We start from the raw sequence: 19,797 nt of genomic DNA, 5'->3' as shown, positions 1-19,797 counted from the left end.
GTCGCAAGCCGAGCGCGCGGGGACAGACAGGCGCCACGAGGACGCACCACGCCTGCTAGCTTGCCCGGCGCGATGGCATCGAATCTCTCCCTCCTGGCCGGACCTGACGCGCTGCGGCTGCTGCGCGAGCGGGGTCTGCGTGGCGATGACGTGGACGTGGTTCCCGGGGCCTCCGGGGGCCCGAAGTGGCTGGTGCTGGCGGGGCTCGACCGGGCCCTCTTCGCCGGGCTCTTCCAGGGCCGGACGCGGCCGCTGCACCTGATTGGCTCTTCCATCGGGAGCTGGCGCATGGCGTGCGTGGCGCAGGCGGACCCGGTGGCGGCGCTGCGTCGCTTCGAGGCGGCCTACATCGACCAGCGCTACCCGGCGAAGCCGCCCCCATCCCTGGTGAGCGAGACGAGCGCGCGCATCCTGGACGCGCTCCTCGGGGAGAATGGCGAGGAGCAGATCCTCCACCATCCGTGGGCGCGGCTGCACGTCGTCACCGCGCTGTGCCGCGGGCCGGTGGGCGTGGAGCACCCGCACGTGCAGATGCTGGGGCTGGCGCTGTGCGCCGTGAGCAACCTGGTGAGCCGGCGGACGCTGGGGATTCACATGCAGCGCGTCGTCTTCCACACGGCCGGCGATACCAGCCCGTTCTCGGGGCTGAGGGATTTGCCCTCCGTGCACCTGCCGCTGACGAAGGAGAACCTGCGGCCGGCGCTGCTGGCCTCGGGCTCCATTCCGCTGGTGCTCAGCGGCGTGCGGATTCCGGGCGCGCGGCCCGGGGTGTACCGGGACGGAGGCGTGCTCGACTACCACCTGGACCTGGACTTCGGCCCGGGCGAAGGGCTGGTGCTGTACCCGCACTTCTACCCGTACGTGGTGCCCGGCTGGTTCGACAAGTCGCTGCCGTGGCGCAGGGCCCGGCCGGCGAACTTCCGCAGGGCCCTGCTGATTGCCCCCTCCGCGGAGCTGGTGGCGCGGCTGCCCGGCGGGAAGATTCCGGACCGCGTGGACTTCGAGCGGATGTCGGACTCGGAGCGCATCCGCGCGTGGAACCAGGTCGTCGCGGAGAGCGAGCGCATGGGCGATGAGCTGCTGGAGCTCATCGCCAAGGGGCGCATCGCGGAGCACGTGCGGCCGCTCTGAAGCGGGAGTGGGCCGCCGGGCGGTCAGCGCCTGGACGCGGTGGTCCAGGCGCTCGGTCTCCTATTCGCTCTCGGCCGGCGGAGGATCCTTCGGGTCACACGCGATTCCCGGGCACATCTTGTCCCTGGAGCAGGAACCGTCGCAGCACCGGTAGGGCGTGATGACCGGGCATGGCGCGTTGTTGCAGTAGATGCTCCCACCACACCCGTCAGGAACCATCGCGTCAGAGGTGTTGGGATAGTCCGCGCAGGTCTTGGGCGTGCAGCACATGTTCTCGCTGGTGCACACCTTGGGCTGTGGGCAGGAACCACAGGTAAGCGGCCCCAGGCGGGTGTTCAGCATGACACCGCACTCCTTGCCGAACTCCTGGCGGCACTGCTCGCTGCTGAGCGTCTGCGGCTGCACCGCGAACTCGAGCTCACGGACGGTCTGCACCTGGCGAGAGGGCGCGCTCGGGGACGGGCGTGAGAAGGACGACCAGTAGCCCGTGGCCAGCGCCTGCTGGCGCTCGCGCTCCATGCCCGCGGCATCGAGGCGTGTGGCGACCACGCCCTTCGGGCTGATCCACAACGTGACCTCCGTCCCCGTCGGAGTTGACGTCAACGAGGTGTCCGGCGAGGTCGCCGGTGGCAGCGGCGCAAGCACCTTCGCCTCCCCCATGTTCGCCAGGGGGTGGACGATGATTTTCGCGACGGTCGACCCGAGAACGAAGGACGGCGACGGGCCTGACGTCGGCGCGAACTCCATGGAGTTCAGGCCGACCACATGGACGAGCACTCCATCGTAGACGACCTGTTTCTGTCCGTTGGTGACGACCTCGAAGCCGGCGCTCACATGCACCTTCTCCACGCTGGCGACGGTGATGACGCTTTGCTTCCGGGTCGTCGTCTTCGTTGGAGTCGCGGCGGGCGCCTGGCTGTCCTTCGAGCTGCAGCCGGCGAGGAGAAGCGCAATCAAAAGCAATCTGGTCATTGGAATTCGACCTCCACATCATCGACCGCGAAGTCACCGGAGGGGGCCTCTCCCGGCTCGCCTAACCGCATCCGAACCCTGGCGATATTGCCGATATCCACCCCAGCCACGTCGAACGCACCGACAGGGAACCGGTACGTTTGGAACGCGGCGGACGTGGTGTCGATGGGCGACGCCAGGGGGTTCGTCCTGCCGTCGATGGGGCTCAGTTGGAAATTCTTGTACACGACGGCTGGGAACACCTCGGACACGGGCTCCGCCAGATGGGAGGAGACGGCCTGCCGGCGGCCCGAGGCGTCCTCCACCTCCAGTTGGAAGCTGCTGGTTGTCGAGCCACCCAACGCCGGGCGCTGCGCGACGCGCAGGTTGATGGAGTGGGCCCAGCGCAGGTTCCGCCCCGTGGGCGCCAGGTCCTGGTCGTAGCTGGCGACGCCACCCCACGAGAACACGACGCCCCGGGTGTCATTGAAGAAGCGCTCGGCGGGATCGAGCAGGAGGGGCTCGTTCACGCCGGTCACCGAGAACGCAACGGGCTGGCCGGAGCTGGACACCCCCAAGTCCGTGGAGCTGTTGAAGGACTCGTAGTCGTCGATGGTCTGCAACGTCGCCCCCACGCGGAGCTGTGACTGGGAATAGAGCCGCAGCGTCGCCGACACCCCGAGCGGGCGGAGATGCGATGGAGGCTCGAGGAAGTATTCGAGCGCCCCGCGATCCGCGCCATCGACAGCCGACAGGAAGGCCGTGAGATAGGCGGTCGCCACGGCCCGCTGATCGGCGGCGGAGACGAGCTGTGCCGCGGGATTGACCGGAACCGGCACGCTCATCTTGCCAGCCGTGAACAGGTTGCACGGTCCGGTGCGGCCCACGCAGCTGAGCTGCTCGGAGGCATCGCTGTATCCCCAGCTCGTGTTGAAGGCGTTGTGGTTGCCGCCAATGAGCCGCAGTGCAAAGCGATTCGCCTTGGAGCGGTCGTAGTGTCGGAACGGAGCCACGTCCGCACGGGCTCCGTGCACGTCACCGTCCGCGCTCCCGTAGAGCAGCAGGAAGGGCACGGTGGTTTCCTCGTACTTGAAGGAATCGAGCGCCGAGGTCACGGGAGCAATGCTGACAATCCCCTTTATGCCCGCGGAGCGGAGTCCCGGAATCGTCGTTGCACCGGAAGGAACGATTCCCGCCGCGGTTGCAATCCCCTCCAAGTGCTTGAGCTGGGCCAGCATCACGTGCACCGCCTCGCCTCCGCGGGAGTGGCCGACGAGGTAGATGCGGTTCGTGTCAATCCGGCCGCTCAGGCTCCCGGTCCCCAGCGTCCCTGCGCGGGACACCAGGTGCTCGATGTTCTTCAGCGTCACCCACGAGCGCACGAGGATGCCGGGGTCGGCAACGTCCGGGTAGGGAGTCCCGGCGCCGGACATCTCGTCCAGGTCGACGCTCAGTGTCACGTAACCACGAGACGCAAGGTGGTCCTGGAGATAGGCGTACCCACGGTAGTTCTCGTCGGAGGTCACCGACGCGCTGACACGCTTGAGGGGCAACGGCCCCAGGTGCAGGGGGGTATGATTGCCATGCACGAAGACGACCAGGGGGCGGCTGACGCTCATGTCGCCCGGGTGCGCGACGCGGCCGCGGAGCCGGAAGCCATGCCCACCGGGGGCGTTGAGGCCGTCCCAGCCGTGCGGAACGGTGACAGTCGAGGGACCGGGCGCGGTGCCGTACTCGAAGGTCTGCACCGCGAACGGGCCGCCCGTGGCGTAGGAGCCCTTGACGATGACCGCGGGGCCGCCCCGCGGGCTGACGAGCACGTCACCCGGGTCGAGCCTATCGTCGGGGACAAACGCTCCAGAGCCACGCGAGAAGCTGCCGAAATCGTACACGAGGTCGTACTCCCCGGGCGCCAGGGTGGAGGACAGCGGGGTGATGTCCACCCCTCCAGCACCCGTTCCGAGGCCAACCATGCGCACCCCGCCGCCGACATCGACAAGAGCGGGGTTGGCCGCCCACTGGGCATGCGTGCGGTGTGCCACCACGTAGACGCGTGCCATCGCGCCGCGCCGCTCGGTGTGCGTGCGCGAGTCGAACACGGCATTCACCGGGGTGCCCGTGTTGAAGGTCAACGCCGGGCGGAAGTACGGGGGAGCCGCCGGAGCGTCCACACCGGCCGTGGCCGCCGGACGGGCCACTTGGTAACGCACGGTGTCCTCGGCCAGCGTCCTGCCGCCCACGACATACGCGAGCTTCACGAGGGCATCGCCCGTGGGCCCGTTGCCGTACGCCAGCAGGCGCACGCCGTTGCCGGCGGTGGTGCCATCCACGCTCCAGCTGCGGGGACGCGATACCGGCGTGGCGGTGGTCGTGTCCTCGAACAGCTCGATGGACGCGGCGGTCCCCCGCGGGTCCACGGTGGGGTCAGCCACGGAGAGCGACACCGTCCCTCCGGCCTCGGCCGGGCTGAGCCGCAGCCGCACCGGCACCATGCGCAGCCGTGCCGACGCGAAGTTGCCCGACGTCACGGCCACCGAGGTCGGAGCCCCCTCGACGTGCACCCAGCCTGGGGTGCCCGGCTGCGAGGGCGCGGCGATGACGGGGTCCAGCACCATGGAGTAGACGTAGAAGCGGTAGGCGGGGGTCGAGGCAATCGTCACCCCGTTGCGGACGCAGTCCACGTTGAGCGAGTAGGCGCCAGCCGCGGCGGCGCCCGTCCCATTGCTGTGCCTGCCGTTCCAGGTCACCACCTGGCGCGTGGCGCTGGTCCCAGGCACCGTCCCGCTGTTGACAATGGTTCCCGAGGCCGACGTCACCCGCCAGCGAACCTCGTCCACGGCCCTGAACGTGCCGCTCACGTCCACATGGAAGGTGGCCTGGGCGCCGGGCGTGTGCGCCACCGCCTCACGCCGCAGGTGGGTGTCACTCGAGGACGCCACGGTCGCGGACGCGGACTCCACGTTGATGACACGCGGCCACGCCCGAGACGCAACCAGGCTGCCGTTCCGGTCGAAGAGGCTCAGCACAAGGTCATAGCTGCCGGAGCCACGGACGCCGCCGTTCGAGCGCCCGTTCCACGAGGTGAGGAGCACCTGGCCGCGCCCGCTCTGCTGCACGAACGCGACGTCCTGCAGATAGAAGACGCTCGTGGTGCCAGCCGGGAGGATGCCCATCCGCACGAAGCCCCCCTCGGCCACGGCCGGGAGGTCGTACAGCGTCGAGTCGACGTGGAACCCGATGAGGGCCCCTTGCGACTGGTCCGCGTAGATGGTGGCGGGGAACAGCGGAGACGGCCCGTCGAGGCAGACGAGGTCGACGCAGTTGCCCACGGTCACCTGGATGTCGGTCGACGCGGTCTGCGGCGTCGGGTCGTCGTCGACGACCGTCAGGCGGATGGTCCAGACGCCCTGGCACGCCGGAGGAATCACCGTGCCCGCCGGGAACAAGGGAACGAGGCTCCCCTGCGGAAGCTGCGGGGCCGGGCAGCCGAGGGTCGGCGGAATGGCCGTCCAGCGGTACTCAGCGATTCCGGCGCCCGCGGGCGCCGGGTCCCACTTGGTGCCATTGTCGATGTCACGGCTCTGCGAGCCGTTCAGCCAGATGTCCTGCACGACGACGCGCTGGTACACGTCCACCACGGTGCCGGTCGGGACGGCCGAGGCGCGGGCCTGGGGGAAGGTGTAGCCCAGCAGTACGGACACGGAGACGCTCTGCCGCGCCTCGTTGCCCTCGGCATCGCGCACCCGCAGCTCGAAGGTCCAGCGGCCGTCCTGGGGCAGGTGGCTGATGAAGGCGAGCTCCGCGTTGAAGTCCAGCGCTCCCGGGAAGATGGTGCTCACCCGAGTCAGGGGCCAGTTGTTGTCCTCGCTCGCCGCCCACCACTCGTAGGTGAGACCGCCGGAGAGGGACAGGGGCTGGCCGGCCGTCACGTGGCACCCCATCGGGACATCCGGGCACGGCGTGTCGGGGTCGGTCGACGGGGTACCGTCAATGCGCAGCACCCCATCGCCCTGGCGCCAGGTGGCGGGCGGCGGAGTGATGGATGCGACGGCCTTTCCGTCCACGAGCACCGTGCGCTGACGCGTCACGCTCTCGCCCTCGTCGTCGGTCGCCGTCAGCCGGAACACCCAGGTGCCGGGCTGCGCGGTGGCGGGCGCGACGTCGAGCGTTGCCGTCTGGGACAGGGTGGCCGGCATCGAGAGCCCGGCCGACGCAGGAGCCTGGATGGCCTCCCAGTGGAACTGGAGCGCGCCACCATCGTCGTCTTGCGTAACGGACGTCGACAGCTTGATGGGCTCGCCCGCCTGGATCTGCGTCGGCCCCGTCAGCTCGATGCGGGGCTTCGCGTTGGGGACGGTGAAGCCGACCGTGAAGGTCTTCATCTCTCCTTCGTCGTCGTCCACCTCGAGCCGGAACTCCCAGGTGCCGATGTCACGCGAGCTCGAGAAGGCGATGGAGGGCGTCGCCGAGAACGCGTTCGTCAGCTGAGCGGTCGAGTTCGGAGGCCGCTTCGACACGCTCCAGCGGTGCGTGACGGTGCCGGAGTCGGGGTCCGAAGCATTGGCGCGCAGCCCCACCACCGAGTTCCACGCCGGCGAGGACGGGGTGAAGGAGGGGTCGCGACGGGGGCGCTGTTCACCGTGAAGATGGTCGTCGTCGCATGACGCACCGTCGACCGGGGCGCGGTGTTGAGGCATGTCACGCCACAGATCTGGTTGGGGTCGGCCCAGCAGTACTGGGAGGCCACGAAGGTAACCTCGCACTCGACGTTGCGGCGCCCCAGGTCGAGCAGCGAGTAGGTCACGACATCCAGATAGGTCTCGGCGTAACCGTCGCTGTCGGCGTCGCCGAAGTTGCAACCCGAAAGGCCCTGGAGGAACGAGCTGCTGCCCGTCACGGTACGAGGGTCGTTGCTGGCGGGCGAAATGACCGGTGCCGGGCTCGCGGGGGTGAAGCTGCTCACCCAGCAGTTGCGCCCCACCGGGATGTGGTGCTGCAGACTCGATTCCCAGTAGAAGGTGTCCCGGCTCTTGACCAGCACGGTCTCCGCGGAGGCCATGCTTCCCGCCAGGAGGAGCGACAGCACCAGGAGAGGGCGCATCATGGCCGCACCTCACCGAGGATGGACGCCCAGTTGCCACACTGACGCGGAAGCGCGTCGAAGCGCGTCAGGAGCGACACGGAAGGCGTGGGGGCCAGCGGGCCCGCGACGACGGCGGACGGGCGAACCGCGCCGGCCGGCTGCGGCGCGACGGACGCAAGGCCCTCGTCGGAAGCGGCCGGGACGGACGCCTCGTGGCGAGCCGCCGCGTCGTTGAGGACGTCTGCCTCCTTGCGCAGTGTGTCCATGAAGCCGCGCGCCTGCTGGCGGCGGGCGATGTGCCGCAACTCGTCCGCGAGCGCACCGCGCACGGACTCGAAGGACGGGCGTGCGGGCGGATGCCGCTTGACGAGCTTTGCCACCACATAGCCTTCCGCCGTGCGGACCACCGGCGTCACCCCACCCTCCTCGAGCCCGGCAATCGCTTCACGAAGCTCGGGCGCGAGGTCCATCTCCGACACCCGGCGCCGCCGCGCCTTGCTTCCTTGCGCCCCGACACGCCCCCGCAGCTCCGCGGCCTGCGCCTGCTTCCTGGCGAGCTCTTCCGGGGCGTCCGTCACCGCCACCGCGACCGTCTCCTCCTCGATGGAGAACTCCACGACGGCGAAGGCCCCCACTGTCCTCTCGTAGTGCTCCCGCAGCACCGCCTCCGGCAGCTCGGGCGCATTGGCCAGGCCGGCGGCGCGCTCGAAAAGGAGCGCGATGCGCAGCTGCGTCCGCAGCTCCTCGAGGGTGGAGAACCGCGAATCGACGAGGGCGCGCAGGTTGGCGGACCCGCCGACGTGGCGTGAGCAGGCGTCGAGGGCCGAATCCACCTCACGCTCCGTCACGCGGATGTCCGCCCCACGCGCGGCGGCCTCGATGAGCGCCTCGTCGACGAGCTGAGAGGCGACGGCGGCCTGGAGAGCCTTGTCCGCCGCAGACCCGGACTCCACCCGGCGGCCCTGAAGCGAGTTCCTCCGCGCGTTCACCAGCCGCTCGAAGCGGCTCCTGGAAACCTCGTGGCCGTCCACGACGGCGACGGGACCCGGCTCATCCCACAGCTCCGACGGGGCCGCCGCGATTGCGGTCGAGGCCAGGAGGGCCGCGGGTCCAAGCGCCCGCCATTGCAATAGACTCTTCTTGTTGAGCAGCCACAGATCCCGCGGCCAGCCCAGCAATGCTTTCCAAGGAAACACTATCATCTCGATGTTGAGAGAATGTCCGGAACCTAACAATCAATGCCGGGAGGGAGCAATCACTAACGACTCCCCATGTGAAGTCACTTGCATGACTTCACCGGCTGTCCGGGTCAACCCATCCGCAAGGTTTTGCTTCCGTCCCCCGGGCCGACAATCGCAAGAGCAATGATTGCCCTCCCATCGCGGCGGCGCCGTGGGCCGAGCGGCGTGCCTCAGACCACCGCGGTCCCGGCGAGCTTCGTCATCGCCAGGATGGCGCGGAGCATCTCCGTGGCGCTGGCCGCCGTGTAGCGCACGCGGCGCGCGTCCAGGCGCTCCACGCCGGGGATGAGTTCCGCCACGTCCGCGTAGGCCGTGGTGAGCATGGACACCGTCACCGCCAGCGGGAGCGGCAGCGTGTAGGGCCGCGCGGCCTTCAGTCCGCGCAGGGCGTCCCGGGCCCCGTCGTGGATGCGCTGCCGCGCCACCTCGGGGTGGAGCGAGTGGGCGCTGAACCGAGGGATGGAGCGCTTGACCTCCACCGTGGTGACGCCGGGCAGCCGCTCGCGCGCGAGCGCCGTCACCGCCTGGTCCCCGGTGACGAGCACCACCGGCACGCCGTACTCCCCCGCCACCAGCGCGTTGAGCGTGGCCTCGTCCGCCCACAATCCCGCGTCTTCCCCGCGCGCCCCGCCCGGATGCACGCGCACCTCGCCCACGACGGCGCCGTAGTACGTGTGGTCCAGCACGCTGGCCTGCGTCCCCGAGCCGCCGTGGTAGCCGACGAACATCGCCGCGTCCGGCCGACCCACGTCGAGCCCCTGCACCATGGACAGCGGCTTGAGCGCGCCGGAGATGATTTCCGCGCGCGAGTCCAGCTCGTCCAGCAGCAGGTTGCGCATGTCCGCGTGGCTGTCGTTCACCACCACCCGCGTGGCCCCGCCGTCGAACGCGCCCCGGATGGCCGCGTTCGCCTCCTGGGTCATCCACCGGCGGGCCTGCGCGTAGTCGTTCCCGGTGCGGCGCGTCTGGTCCACGTGCACCACGCCCGCGCACCCTTCCATGTCCACGGAGATGAAGACGTTCATCGCGGGGTGGAGCATCCCCTCCCCGCCTCGCGTTGGGAAGCCGCCCGGAAAATGCGACGGCCGGCTCCCCCGCTTCGGGGAGCCGGCCGCCAGGGACTTCGTCAGGGCTTCCTCCTCCCGTGAGGAAGGAGGAGACCCGTCACGTCACGACTCAGACCAGCTTGCGACGACGGCGCAGCAGGCTGAGGAGCGCCAGGCCGAGCATACCGGCCGGAGCGCCAGCGCCCGTGGACGAGCAGCCGCCACCGTGGTCCGGCTTGGCCGAGGTCTGCACGTCGACGCTGTGCGTGGCACCCTCGGAGTCCGTCACCGTGAGACGGAAGCTGAAGGTCGCGGCGTCGTCGATCTCCGGCACGTCCACGCTGAGCACCGCCTGGTTCGGATTGGCGATGGACACGGACGGGCCACCCGTCTGCTGCCACTTGTAGGTGATGGCGTCGCCGTCCGGATCGCTCGACTCGGAGCCGTCGAGGATGATGGCCGTCTGGTTGCCCGTGGTGAAGATGCGGGCCTTGGCCACGGGGGCCTTGTTCGCCGCATTGACGACCACGCTCACCGTGTCGCTGGTGGTGGACTTGCCGTCGCTCACCGTCAGGGCGAAGATCAGCGTCTCACCGCCGGCGGTGGCCGGAGCGGTGAAGGTGGCCGTGGCGGCGTTGGCGCCGGACAGCGCCACCGGCGTGCCGGACACCTGCACCCAGTGGTAGGTCAGCGTGTCGCCGTCCTCGTCGCTCGCGGAGCCGCTGAGGGTCGCGGTCGCGCCCTCGGCAACGGTGCCGTCCAGGCCGGCGTTCACCGTGGGCGCACGGTTCACGTCGCGCACGTTCACCACCACGTCCGCGGTGGTCGAGGCCTGGCCGTCGCTCACGCTCACCCGGAAGCGCAGCTCGGCGTCCGCGGACACGTTGCCCGTGGAGAAGGTGGCGGTGGCGGTGTCAGCACCCTCCAGCGTCACCGGCTCGCCGTCGAGCTGCGTCCACGCGTAGGTGAGGTTGTCACCGTCGGCGTCCGAGGCGGTGGCCTGGAGCGTCGCGGTGCTGCGCTCGTCCACGGAGACGGACGAGGCCGTCACCATCGGAGCGCGGTTCGCGTTGTCGATGCGCACGTTCACCGTGTCGTTGCCGCTGGTCTGGCCGTCGCTCACCGCCAGGCGGAAGGTGAGCATCTCACCGGTCGCCGTCTCCGGCGCGGTGAAGGTGGCCGTGGCGGTGTTGTAGCCGCTCAGCGCCACCGGCGTGCCGGCCGTCTGCGTCCAGAGGTAGGTCAGCGCGTTGTTGTCCGCGTCGCTGGCGGAGCCGGTCAGCGTGACGGTGCTGCGCTCCACGGCGATGAGGTCCACGCCCGCGTTCACGGTAGGCGCGCGGTTGACCTGGCGGATGACCACGTTGACGGTGTCAGTGGAGGTCACCGTCCCGTCGCTGACCGTCAGGCGGAGCACCAGGGTGCTGTTGGCCGTCACCTCGGGAGCGGTGAAGGACGGGGTGAGCGTGTTGGCGCCGGTCAGGGTCACCGCCGGGCCGGACACGCGCGCCCAGGCGTAGGTCAGCGTCTGGCCGTCCACGTCGAAGGCGGTACCGGTAAGCGACACCTGCGCGCGCTCATCGACCGTCACGTCCGCACCGGCGTTGACGACGGGCGCGGTGTTGCCGCACGTGCCGTTGTCATCGCAGATCCGCGTGAAGGGCTTGTTGGTGATACCGGAGAAGGACAGGTCGTCCAGCACCCAGCCCGTGGCGGCGGCGCCGTTGTCGCTGACGATACGGAAACGGATCTGCACCGTCTTGCCCGCGTAGGCAGTGCCCAGGTTCAGCGTGGAGGTGATGAACGCCGGAAAGCCCGGGGTGGCGCCCACGATGGCGCGGTGGCCGGCCAGCGGGTTCAGGTTGCCTTCGTACTCGAAGAGCTCGCCGTTGTAGAGCGAGTCGCCGATGTCCGTCCACGTCTGGCCACCGTCCTCGGAGATCTCGATGACGGCGCCGTCGTAGTAGCCGTCGGGGTCGAACTCGAAGGAGTAGGCGTGACGGAAGACGAGCGAGAGCGGCTCGGTGCTGCTCACCTCCAGCGGCGGGGTGACGAGGCGGATGTCGCCCGCGGCGCCCAGGTTCGGACCGAAGAAGGCGCGGTTGAGGTCCTCGAGCTCGATGACCTCGAAGGTGCCGACGACCAGCGTCTCGTCGGCGTCGTTCTCCCAGGGCAGGTTGTCGTCGGACGCCTCGACGGTCTCCGTGGCGGTGGCCAGCGGCACCTCGTCGTAGTTGGCCTTGAAGGACAGCGTCGTCGACTTGTCGCCCGGGACGACCTGTCCGTCGTCACGGATGGCGACGACCAGATCGACGCGCTGGGCGAAGCCGGCGCCGCGCAGCGACACCGGGATGCTCACCTCCGCCGTGCCGCCGGCAGGGATGGCCGGGAAGTTGACGGTGCCGCGGTTGCCCACCGTCACGCCCGGGGTGGTGGACACCACGGTGGCGCTGGTGGCATCCGCCGGGGAGGAGCCCTTGTTGAAGACGGAGACGAGGATGGTGCCCGTCTCGCCGTTGTCCAGGATGCCGTCGGCGTCGCCAGCGGCCGGGTCGGCGTCGGCGTACTTCGCCTCGACGAGCTCCACATCGACACCCAGCTCGTAGCTCTCCACCACGCCCGCGTGGTTGGTGGAGTAGCGGTCCGGGGCCACCGCGCCCACGCCCATGCCGCGGCGGGCGAAGGCCGCCCAGAGGCGCTGGAAGTCGGCCGGGTCGTTGGCCAGTGCGGACGCGAGGACGGCGTCACGCGCCTCCGTGTAGGTCGGCGCCACGGGCGTCATCTTGTACCCATTGACGACGTAGCTCTTCATCCGGTCCTGCGCCTCCTGGAACGGATGCGCGCGGAGCAGCGAGACGTAGCACTCCCACAGCATGGAGGCCCAGATCTCACCGGAGTTGTGGACCTGCGAGTTGACGCCGCCCGGGATGATCGGGGTGGTGTCCGTCGGCAGGGCCACGCCGTCCATGATGTGGCGGAAGCGCAGCGCGTTCTTGGTGGGGTCCACCGAGTAGGCGCCACGGCGGATGCCGTAGAACGACGAGTCCACCGAGATGCCGCGCGTGGCGTACTCGGCCATGGCGTAGACGCCGCTCCAGTTCGCGTTGGACGGGACGTTGATGTCCTCCGCGCGAACCGTCATGAGGAGGGCGGTGAAGTCACCCCAGCCCTCGCCCATCGCGCGGCCCTGGTTGTTGACCAGGCCCGCCGCGTTACCGATGAGGCGGTTGCTGATGTAGTGACCCCACTCGTGGGCCACGATCTGGTTGTCCACCGTGCCGTCGAGGCCGATGGTCGGCCCGCGGAACAGGGTCGCCGTGACGCCCTCGGCGAGCGCGCCGCGCAGCCGGGCGCCGTCCTCCTGGGTCAGGCGCAGCGAGGGGAGCGTGATGTTGGTGGCCGTGCCGCCGATGTCGGTGACGGGGCCCGCCGCGTTGTCGGCGATGATGACGCCGATGGCGCCCGCCGTCTGCGCGTTCTCGAGCTTCACCGTGAAGTTGCAGCCGCCGCGGTCGACCAGGGCGAGCTTCCCGGCGACCTCCGCCGCGTTGGTGAACGCGGTGCAGGCGTCGGTGGTCGTCGGGCCCGCGGTGTTGGCCTCGTCGAGGGCCGCGACCACGGAGCCGGAGACGTCGAACGTCTGCGGGCCGAAGCCCGAGGCGACACCCACCTGGTAGTTACCCGCGATGGAAGCGGGCGCGGTAACCGTCAGGCGCGCGTTGCGCACGCCGGAGAACAGGTACATGCGCATGCGCGGAGCCGCACCGTCCGAGGGCGTGCGCATGTTGGCGTTGTTCGTGCCGTCGAAGTCCTGGGCCTGCGCGTTGATGGCGTCGCCTTCCAGGCCGCCACGGCCGTAGTTGCTCACCTGCGCGTTGCCGGAGGCCTCGTCGAAGCCCGAGTCGTAGAACCAGTCGTGGAGCCAGTTGTTCATGAAGAACAGGCTCGTCGTCGCCGCGGAGATCTGGGTCTCGTTGGCGTTCGGCTGGATGTCGAACAGCATCGTGCGGTCGAACACGCCGGGGGCGGTGACGGTGGGGCGGATGTCGCCCTGGTTGTAGCCGTCCGGAGGCGTGATGTTGGCGAACGCGTCGACGTTGTTACCGCGGGTCACCTCGGCGCCGTCCGGGAGCCAGGGGTCGAGCTGGCTGAAGGGGGCGCTCTCCAGGGTGACGAGGGCGGGCGCGACGAACGGCGGGCGGTAGCCGTCCGGGTTGCCCGTGGGGTGCGGCGTGACGCTGTTGCCCCCGGGACCCTCGTGCGGGGTGTACGGCGGCGTGCTGTCGGCGAAGACGCGGTAGCTGAACTCCGCGTCCTCCGTCAGGTTCTTGCGCATCAGCAGGCTGCCGTCCGTCGCGGAGACGACGTACGAGAAGTAGTCCGAGTCCTTGCTGTCGGCGGCGCCGGTGTTGATCTCCAGGTAGTACGCGGGAACCAGGGCGCCAGGCAGCGGGAAGAGGACCTGCTTCACGCGGGCCGGGATGACCAGGCCCTGCTCCAGCGGGCGGGCGTAGGTGGCCAGCGTGAAGTGCGAGTACGGCCCCGCGTCGTGGGCCGTCTTCGTCTTCGCCAGGAGGCTGGGGTCCAGGGTGTTGCCCGTCAGGTCCTTGTAGGCCACCGCGATGGCCTGCGTGGCGGGGAGCTGGAAGCGCAGGCGCGCCTCGGGCTTCGTCGTGGAGACGTGGTTGGACAGCACACCGGAGACGGCGACCAGCTCGTTGTCCCGGTTGAGGAGGAGGTTGACGCCCTGGCGGAAGACCTCGATGCCGCCGGCCTGCTGCTCCAGCTTCACCACCTTGACGCCCTGGCGGTTGCGGCTGACGGAGGCCACCTTCGCGCCCGCCGCCTCGAAGGAGGTCAGACCGAAGAGGGCCGCATGGTCCTTCACCTGCGCCAGAGCGGCCTGCTCCGGCGCCATGCTCGCGAACTGCGAGCGCAGCTTCGTCTGCTCAGCGGTCTTGTTCACCCAGATGAACGTGGGCGAGCCCGTGAGTGCATCGCGGTGGGAGACGCGCGCGCCCTTGACGGGATTGACGGACTTGAAGCCAGCGGAAGCTCGACCCGAGGGCTTTGCGTCCTGCAGTGCATCGTAGTTAGGCAGAGACCGTGCAGCGGCGCCGGTTCCCGACAACACCAGCGCCAGGCCGGACAGCGTGGCAACCAACCTTCTCACGTGGGGGAACTCCCTGTTTGCAACAACGGGGGTGGGGAGCCACTCATGACCCGGGAGGTATCCCGGCACCCACGCCGGAATGCCCGGTCACGATTGGGTGGCCCCCAGGTGACGAACTGTCACCTGTCGGAGAGATTAGTGCCCTTACTGATGTAGGTTGAAAGGCGACACGGGACGATTTTTCCGAGGCACCGAAGAATTCCGTGATTACGGCCAGTTAGCGCCGCAATCCGAGGAATAATCTCGTGGTTCCGAAGCCAAGAATGGCCGGGCTTGGCGCGCTAAGCGGCTCTTTCTTGTTATTTCCCAAGAGATTGGGACTCGCGGACCATGGACGTTTCGTGGCCGTTTCCGGCGGGACGGGGTCTCCCAGCGGGCACGAGTACGGCCTCCAGGGACGTGTCAACCGCGAGGCGCCGCCGGGCGCGGAGCGTTTCCCGACGAGGGGCTGAAAAGCAATCGGCCCGGCCATCCAGAAGGATGACCGGGCCGATCCGAGTTGCGGGGGCAGGATTTGAACCTGCGACCTTCGGGTTATGAGCCCGACGAGCTACCAGGCTGCTCCACCCCGCGTCATGTTGTGTCTGTCTTCAACTACCGCGTCCTGGCCTGCATTCCAACCAGGATTTTGCGTGCTGCGTGCGACGAGTTGCGGGGGCAGGATTTGAACCTGCGACCTTCGGGTTATGAGCCCGACGAGCTACCAGGCTGCTCCACCCCGCGTCAGAGCCGCGTCAGAGGCGGGGGCTTAGTACCGCCCCCCGCCTGGAGCGTCAACACCTTTCTCCGTGCGGATCCTCCAGGGATTCGCACGGAGAAGCGACGCACTACTTGCGCATCTTGCTGAGCAGGTCGGCGAAGGTGCCGAAGCCCTTCTTGCCCGCGCCCTGCGGCTGCTGCGACTTCTGCCAGGCCTCCACCTCGGCGCGCTCCTCCGCGCGCTGGGCGGCGGTGACGGACAGGCGGATCTTCCCGGACGGGTCGATGTCCAGGACGGCCACCTTCACCTCCTGGCCGAGCGAGTAATGCTTGCGCAGGTCGGTGCCACGCTCGGTGCCCGTCTCGCTGGCGGGGAGCAGGCCCTTGCCGCCCGGGAAGACGAGGAAGACGCCGTAGGGCTCGATGCGGTCCACCTTGCCCATGACGACCTGGCCCACCTTGGGACGGGGCGCGGCGGGCTCGCGGGCCTTGGCCGGCTCGGCGGCGGCGGCCGCGGGACGCTCCTCGGGAGGACGCTGCGCCTCCTCCTCGGAGATACGGCGCAGGCCGATGCGCTTCTCGTTGGCGTCGATCTTCTCGACGGCCACCCAGATGACCTCACCCTCCTTCACCGCGTCGCGCGGGTGCGCGATGCGGCGGTCGCTCAGCGCGGAGATGTGGACGAGGCCGTCCACACCCGGGCGCAGCTCCACGAAGGCGCCGAAGGGCTGCAGGCGGACGACCTTGCCCTGGAGGCGGTCGCCTTCCTTGATCTCGGAGATGGCCTTCTTGAAGGGGTCCTCCATGCGCGAGCGCATGGAGAGGGTGATGCGCTCCTTCTGCTTGCTCTTGTCGGGCGAGTTGGGCTGCGCGGGCTCCATGCGCAGGATTTCCACCTCGACCTCGTCACCGGCGTTGACCACCTCGCTGGGGTGGCCGACGCGCGTGTACGAGAGCTCGGAGACGGGAATCATGCCCTCGACGCCGCCGAGGTCGACGAAGACGCCGAAGTCGCGCACGCCGGAGACCTTGCCCTTGACGACCTTGCCCTCGCCCAGGTTCTTGCGCGTCTCCGCGGCCAGCCGGCGCTGCTCCTCCTCGAGGAGCGCGCGGCGGGACAGCACCACGTTGCGGTCGCGAACCTCGGTGACGCGGAACTGGAGCTTCTCGCCGATGAACTGGTCCGGCTTCTCCACGAAGCGCAGGTCCAGCTGGCTGATGGGGCAGAAGGCGCGGATGTCGCCGATGGCGACCTCGACGCCGCCCTTGTTCACGCTGAGGACCATGCCCTCCACGGGCATGCCGGAGGCGCGGGCCTCGGCCAGCATGGCCATGGACGCGCTGCCCTTGGCGAGCGCGCGGCTGAGCAGGATGCCCTTGGCGCCCACCTCGATGACGTGGGCGTCGATGCTGTCGCCCACGCCGAAGCGGAGGATGCCCTCGTCGTCCTTGAGCTCGCGCAGCTCGATCATCGCCTCGCTCTTGGCGGAGCCCTCCAGCGAGACGAACGCGGTGTCCGCGCCGAGCTGGAAGATGGTGCCGCGGACCTTCTCGCCCACGCGCACGCCGCGGCGGCCCGGGGTGCCGCCCTCCTTGGCCTGCGCCTCGAACATCTCGGCGAAGGACTGGGACTCCGGGACCTCCTCGTAGAGCGCGCTGGTGGGCGCGGGCGCGGGCGTCACCGGGCGGGGCGCGGGCGCCGGCGTCGCGGCCGAGGCCTCGGCGGCGGCGCTGGTCTCCTCGGCCGTCGCCGTCGCGTCGGCGGGCTTGTCACCCACCGGGCCGCGCGTCTCGATGGCACCCGAGGCGCGCTTCACGACGACCATGGGGCCGGAGGGACGGCGGTCGCCGCCACCGCGGCGCTCCCCTCCCCGCTCGCCCCCACGCTCACCGCCGCCCCGAGGCGGACGGTCGCCGCGCGGCGCACCTCCCTCGGGACGCGGCTGCGCCTCGCGGCGCTCACCGCCGCCGCGCTCGCCGCCACGCTCTCCCCCGCGGCCTCCACCGCGCCCACCCCGGTCCCCGTCGCGGCCAGCGCCCCCAGAGGGGATGCCGAGCATCACGTCGCCGAAGGTGGCCTTCGGCTTCTTGGGACCCATCCCGCCCGGACCGCCAGAATTGGAACCGTTCTTCTCGTCGCTCACTGCGGAGACCTTCCTGAGACGTATTCGGCCCTGACTTCCCGAGAAGCCGGGCCCCGGTGAAAAAGGCGGCGCACTCTACACGTGCGCCATGTCGGGAGGAAGCCAGATGACGCGCGCGCCGTGTGGGCCGTTGCCTCGTCCATAAACGGAGGCAACGCGTCACAACATCCCCACCTGATATTTGCCATCCCAACCAGCTGTCGCCCGGCCCGCCAGGAGCCGAGTATTCACGGGGGGTTAGCGCACCAGCCGGAGCTTCCGGCCGACCTTCTTGAACACCGCGCCGGCCTCGGGAATGCCCAGGGCGGCGGCCAGCCCGAAGTAGACGGCACCGAACGGAATGGCCACCGCCAGGAAGCCCAGGACCGGGTGCAGGCGGGGCGGCGCGAGCACTTCTCCCCCCCACTCCGCCGCCACGCCGGGCATGGCGCCCAGCAGGGAGACGAGGCCCCAGCGGACGGCCAGCGCCACGAGCCCGGCCGCCGCGGCGGCGCCCCACAGCCGGGGCAGGAGGCCCGCCGGCATTCCCACGGGGCCCACCTGCTTCATCAGCTTGCGCTTGAGCAGGCCGGCTTCCAGCCAGGCGACGAGGCCGCTCGCCAGGGTGAGCCCCACCGCGCCCAGGTGCTCGGGGAGCCCCAGCCACCCCGGCAGGCGCAGGCCCAGGAGCCACGCCCCGAGGGTGCCCGCGGCCACGCGCACCACCGCGAAGCGCAGGGGCGTCTTCGGATCTTTCAGCGCGTAGAAGGCGGAGGCATAGAGGCGGCCCACGGTGGAGGCCACGAGGCCCACCGCCGCGCCCATGAGGAGGTACCAGAGGTAGCGCGAGTCGGCGGCGTCGAAGCGGCCCGTCTGCAGCAGCGCCGCGGCCACCATGTCCCCCAGGAAGAGGAAGGCCGCGGCGGAGGGCACCACCCAGAAGGCGATGCGCCGCGAGCCATTGCCGATGCGCTCGCGCAGCTTCGCGGCCACGTCCTGACTCTCTCCCGTGGCGCGGGCCATCTCGGGCAGCTCGGCCGCGGACACCGCCATGCCGAAGAGGCTCACGGGGATGAGATAGATGGTCTGCGCGTATACCAATGAGGACAGCGCGCGGTTGGAGATGAGCGACGCGAAGGCCGTGTCCACCCAGGCGCTGAACTGCACCACGCCGCGTCCGAGCACCACCGGCCCGAAGTTCCTCAGCACCTGGCGCACGGGCTCGCCCACCAGCGACAGCGTGGGACGGAAGCTCCCCAGGAGCTTCAGCACCGTGGGCACCTGCACCGCGAACTGGAGGAAGCTGCCCAGCACCACGCCGTAGGCGAGCAGCTCCACCAGCCGCTCCTCGCCGTAGCGGCCGCCCACGGCCACCAGCGTGAGGATGATGACGATGTTCCACACCACCGGGGCCAGGTACGACAGGAGGAAGCGCCGGTGGCTGTTGAGGATGCCCAGGCACCACGCGCTCAGCACCAGGAGGCCCGTGCCCGGGAAGAGGATGCGCACCACGGTGATGGCCAGCTCGCGAGCATGGCCCTCGAACCCCGGGGCGATGGCATCCACGAAGAACGGGGTGAAGAGCATGCCCGCCGCCACCAGCACCGTGCTGGCCAGCGACAGGAGGCCGAACACCGCGCCCGCCACCCGGTCCGCCTCCTTCGTGTCCCCGCGGCCCAGCAGCTGCGCGTACACGGGGATGAACGAACCGGAGAGGACGCCCTCGCCGAAGAGGTTCTGCAGGAAGTTGGGGATGCGCAGCGCCGCCTTGAAGACGGCCGCCGCCTCCGCGTTGCCCAGGTAGTGCGCGAAGACGCGCTCGCGCACCAGTCCCATCAGCCGCGAGGCGAGGATTCCGGTGGCCACGAGCAGCGCGCCCTTCCCTCCCGAGCGCGGGGGCCGGGGCGGAGCGGGAGGTTGGGAAGCTTCGGGCGTGGAGGTGGTCACGAGGGCGCGAGACTCTACGCGGGCCGTTGAGTGGCATGAAGCGCGAAACCCACCTGGCCTGTTTCACTTGACGGTCCGCCGCCGGGTTGCCAGGGTCCGATCGCAATGGCCGGAACACCCGACAGCGACCTGGACGACGTGGCGCGCATCCGCCGAGTCCTGGCGCGCGAGCTCGAGACCATCAACGAATACGAGGCATTCGCCCGGGCCTCCTCCTCACCCGAGGTCCGAGCGTTCTTCCTCCACCTGGCCGCCGAGGAGAAGGAGCACGTCTCCGAGGCCGTCCACATGCTTCGCATGCTGGACACCGGCCAGGACACGCACTTCACCAAGCCCTTCGTCCCCGGTCACTTCGAGTCGGTCGCTGGCGCCGAAGCGCCCGCCGCCCCGGCGCATGTGGCCG

At 69.8% G+C, this 19,797-nt stretch carries 10 protein-coding genes and 2 tRNA genes; 2 read left to right on the top strand and 10 right to left on the bottom strand.

Translation table 11 applies throughout. The features are described 5' to 3' along the window. Positions 1-72: 72 nt before the first annotated feature. Positions 73-1,131: a patatin-like phospholipase family protein gene (locus HG543_RS17085; RefSeq protein ID WP_169345847.1), complete on the top strand. Its 1,059-nt coding sequence runs from the start codon at positions 73-75 to the stop codon at positions 1,129-1,131. Positions 1,132-1,191: 60 nt separating this feature from the next. Here HG543_RS17085 and HG543_RS17080 read toward each other — a convergent pair whose 3' ends face one another. From HG543_RS17080 to murJ, 10 genes are all read right to left on the bottom strand, one after another. Then, a complete protein-coding gene (locus HG543_RS17080) occupies positions 1,192-2,103 on the bottom strand; it encodes a hypothetical protein (RefSeq protein WP_169345846.1) in 912 nt (303 codons plus the stop codon). Beyond that, entirely contained in the window at positions 2,100-6,659 is a 4,560-nt protein-coding gene (locus HG543_RS17075; RefSeq protein ID WP_169345845.1) for a PKD domain-containing protein, read from the bottom strand. The genes HG543_RS17080 and HG543_RS17075 overlap by 4 nt, the downstream gene beginning before the upstream one ends. After that, on the bottom strand, positions 6,563-7,186 hold the full coding sequence (locus HG543_RS17070) for a hypothetical protein (RefSeq protein ID WP_169345844.1): 624 nt from the start codon (positions 7,184-7,186) through the stop codon (positions 6,563-6,565). Before HG543_RS17070 ends, HG543_RS17075 begins: the two co-directional genes overlap by 97 nt. Beyond that, on the bottom strand, positions 7,183-8,343 hold the full coding sequence (locus HG543_RS17065; protein WP_169345843.1) for a peptidylprolyl isomerase: 1,161 nt from the start codon (positions 8,341-8,343) through the stop codon (positions 7,183-7,185). The genes HG543_RS17070 and HG543_RS17065 overlap by 4 nt, the downstream gene beginning before the upstream one ends. A gap of 233 nt (positions 8,344-8,576) precedes the next feature. Continuing rightward, entirely contained in the window at positions 8,577-9,446 is an 870-nt protein-coding gene (locus HG543_RS17060) for a M55 family metallopeptidase (RefSeq protein ID WP_169345842.1), read from the bottom strand. Between the two features lie 136 nt (positions 9,447-9,582). Further along, positions 9,583-14,625, bottom strand: a complete 5,043-nt coding sequence (locus HG543_RS17055; RefSeq protein WP_343073381.1) for a myxosortase-dependent M36 family metallopeptidase — start codon at positions 14,623-14,625, stop codon at positions 9,583-9,585. A gap of 499 nt (positions 14,626-15,124) precedes the next feature. Then, positions 15,125-15,198 (bottom strand) — tRNA-Met (locus tag HG543_RS17050). A gap of 76 nt (positions 15,199-15,274) precedes the next feature. Further along, positions 15,275-15,348: transfer RNA gene (locus HG543_RS17045), tRNA-Met, on the bottom strand. A 104-nt stretch (positions 15,349-15,452) separates the two neighbouring features. Continuing rightward, positions 15,453-17,423: a S1 RNA-binding domain-containing protein gene (locus HG543_RS17040; protein ID WP_169345841.1), complete on the bottom strand. Its 1,971-nt coding sequence runs from the start codon at positions 17,421-17,423 to the stop codon at positions 15,453-15,455. A gap of 282 nt (positions 17,424-17,705) precedes the next feature. Then, entirely contained in the window at positions 17,706-19,394 is a 1,689-nt protein-coding gene (murJ, locus tag HG543_RS17035) for a murein biosynthesis integral membrane protein MurJ (RefSeq protein WP_171819038.1), read from the bottom strand. 105 nt (positions 19,395-19,499) lie between these two features. On the opposite strand from murJ, the gene encB reads away from it, so the two are divergent. Then, positions 19,500-19,797, top strand: a 298-nt coding sequence (gene encB / locus HG543_RS17030) for an encapsulin nanocompartment ferritin-likeEncB family encapsulin nanocompartment ferritin-like cargo protein cargo protein (protein WP_281404417.1), incomplete at its 3' end; no start/stop codon positions are given.

The organism is Pyxidicoccus fallax, assembly GCF_012933655.1.
GTDB classification, from domain to species: domain Bacteria; phylum Myxococcota; class Myxococcia; order Myxococcales; family Myxococcaceae; genus Myxococcus; species Myxococcus fallax.
This window is presented reverse-complemented; position numbering and strand designations above follow the sequence as displayed.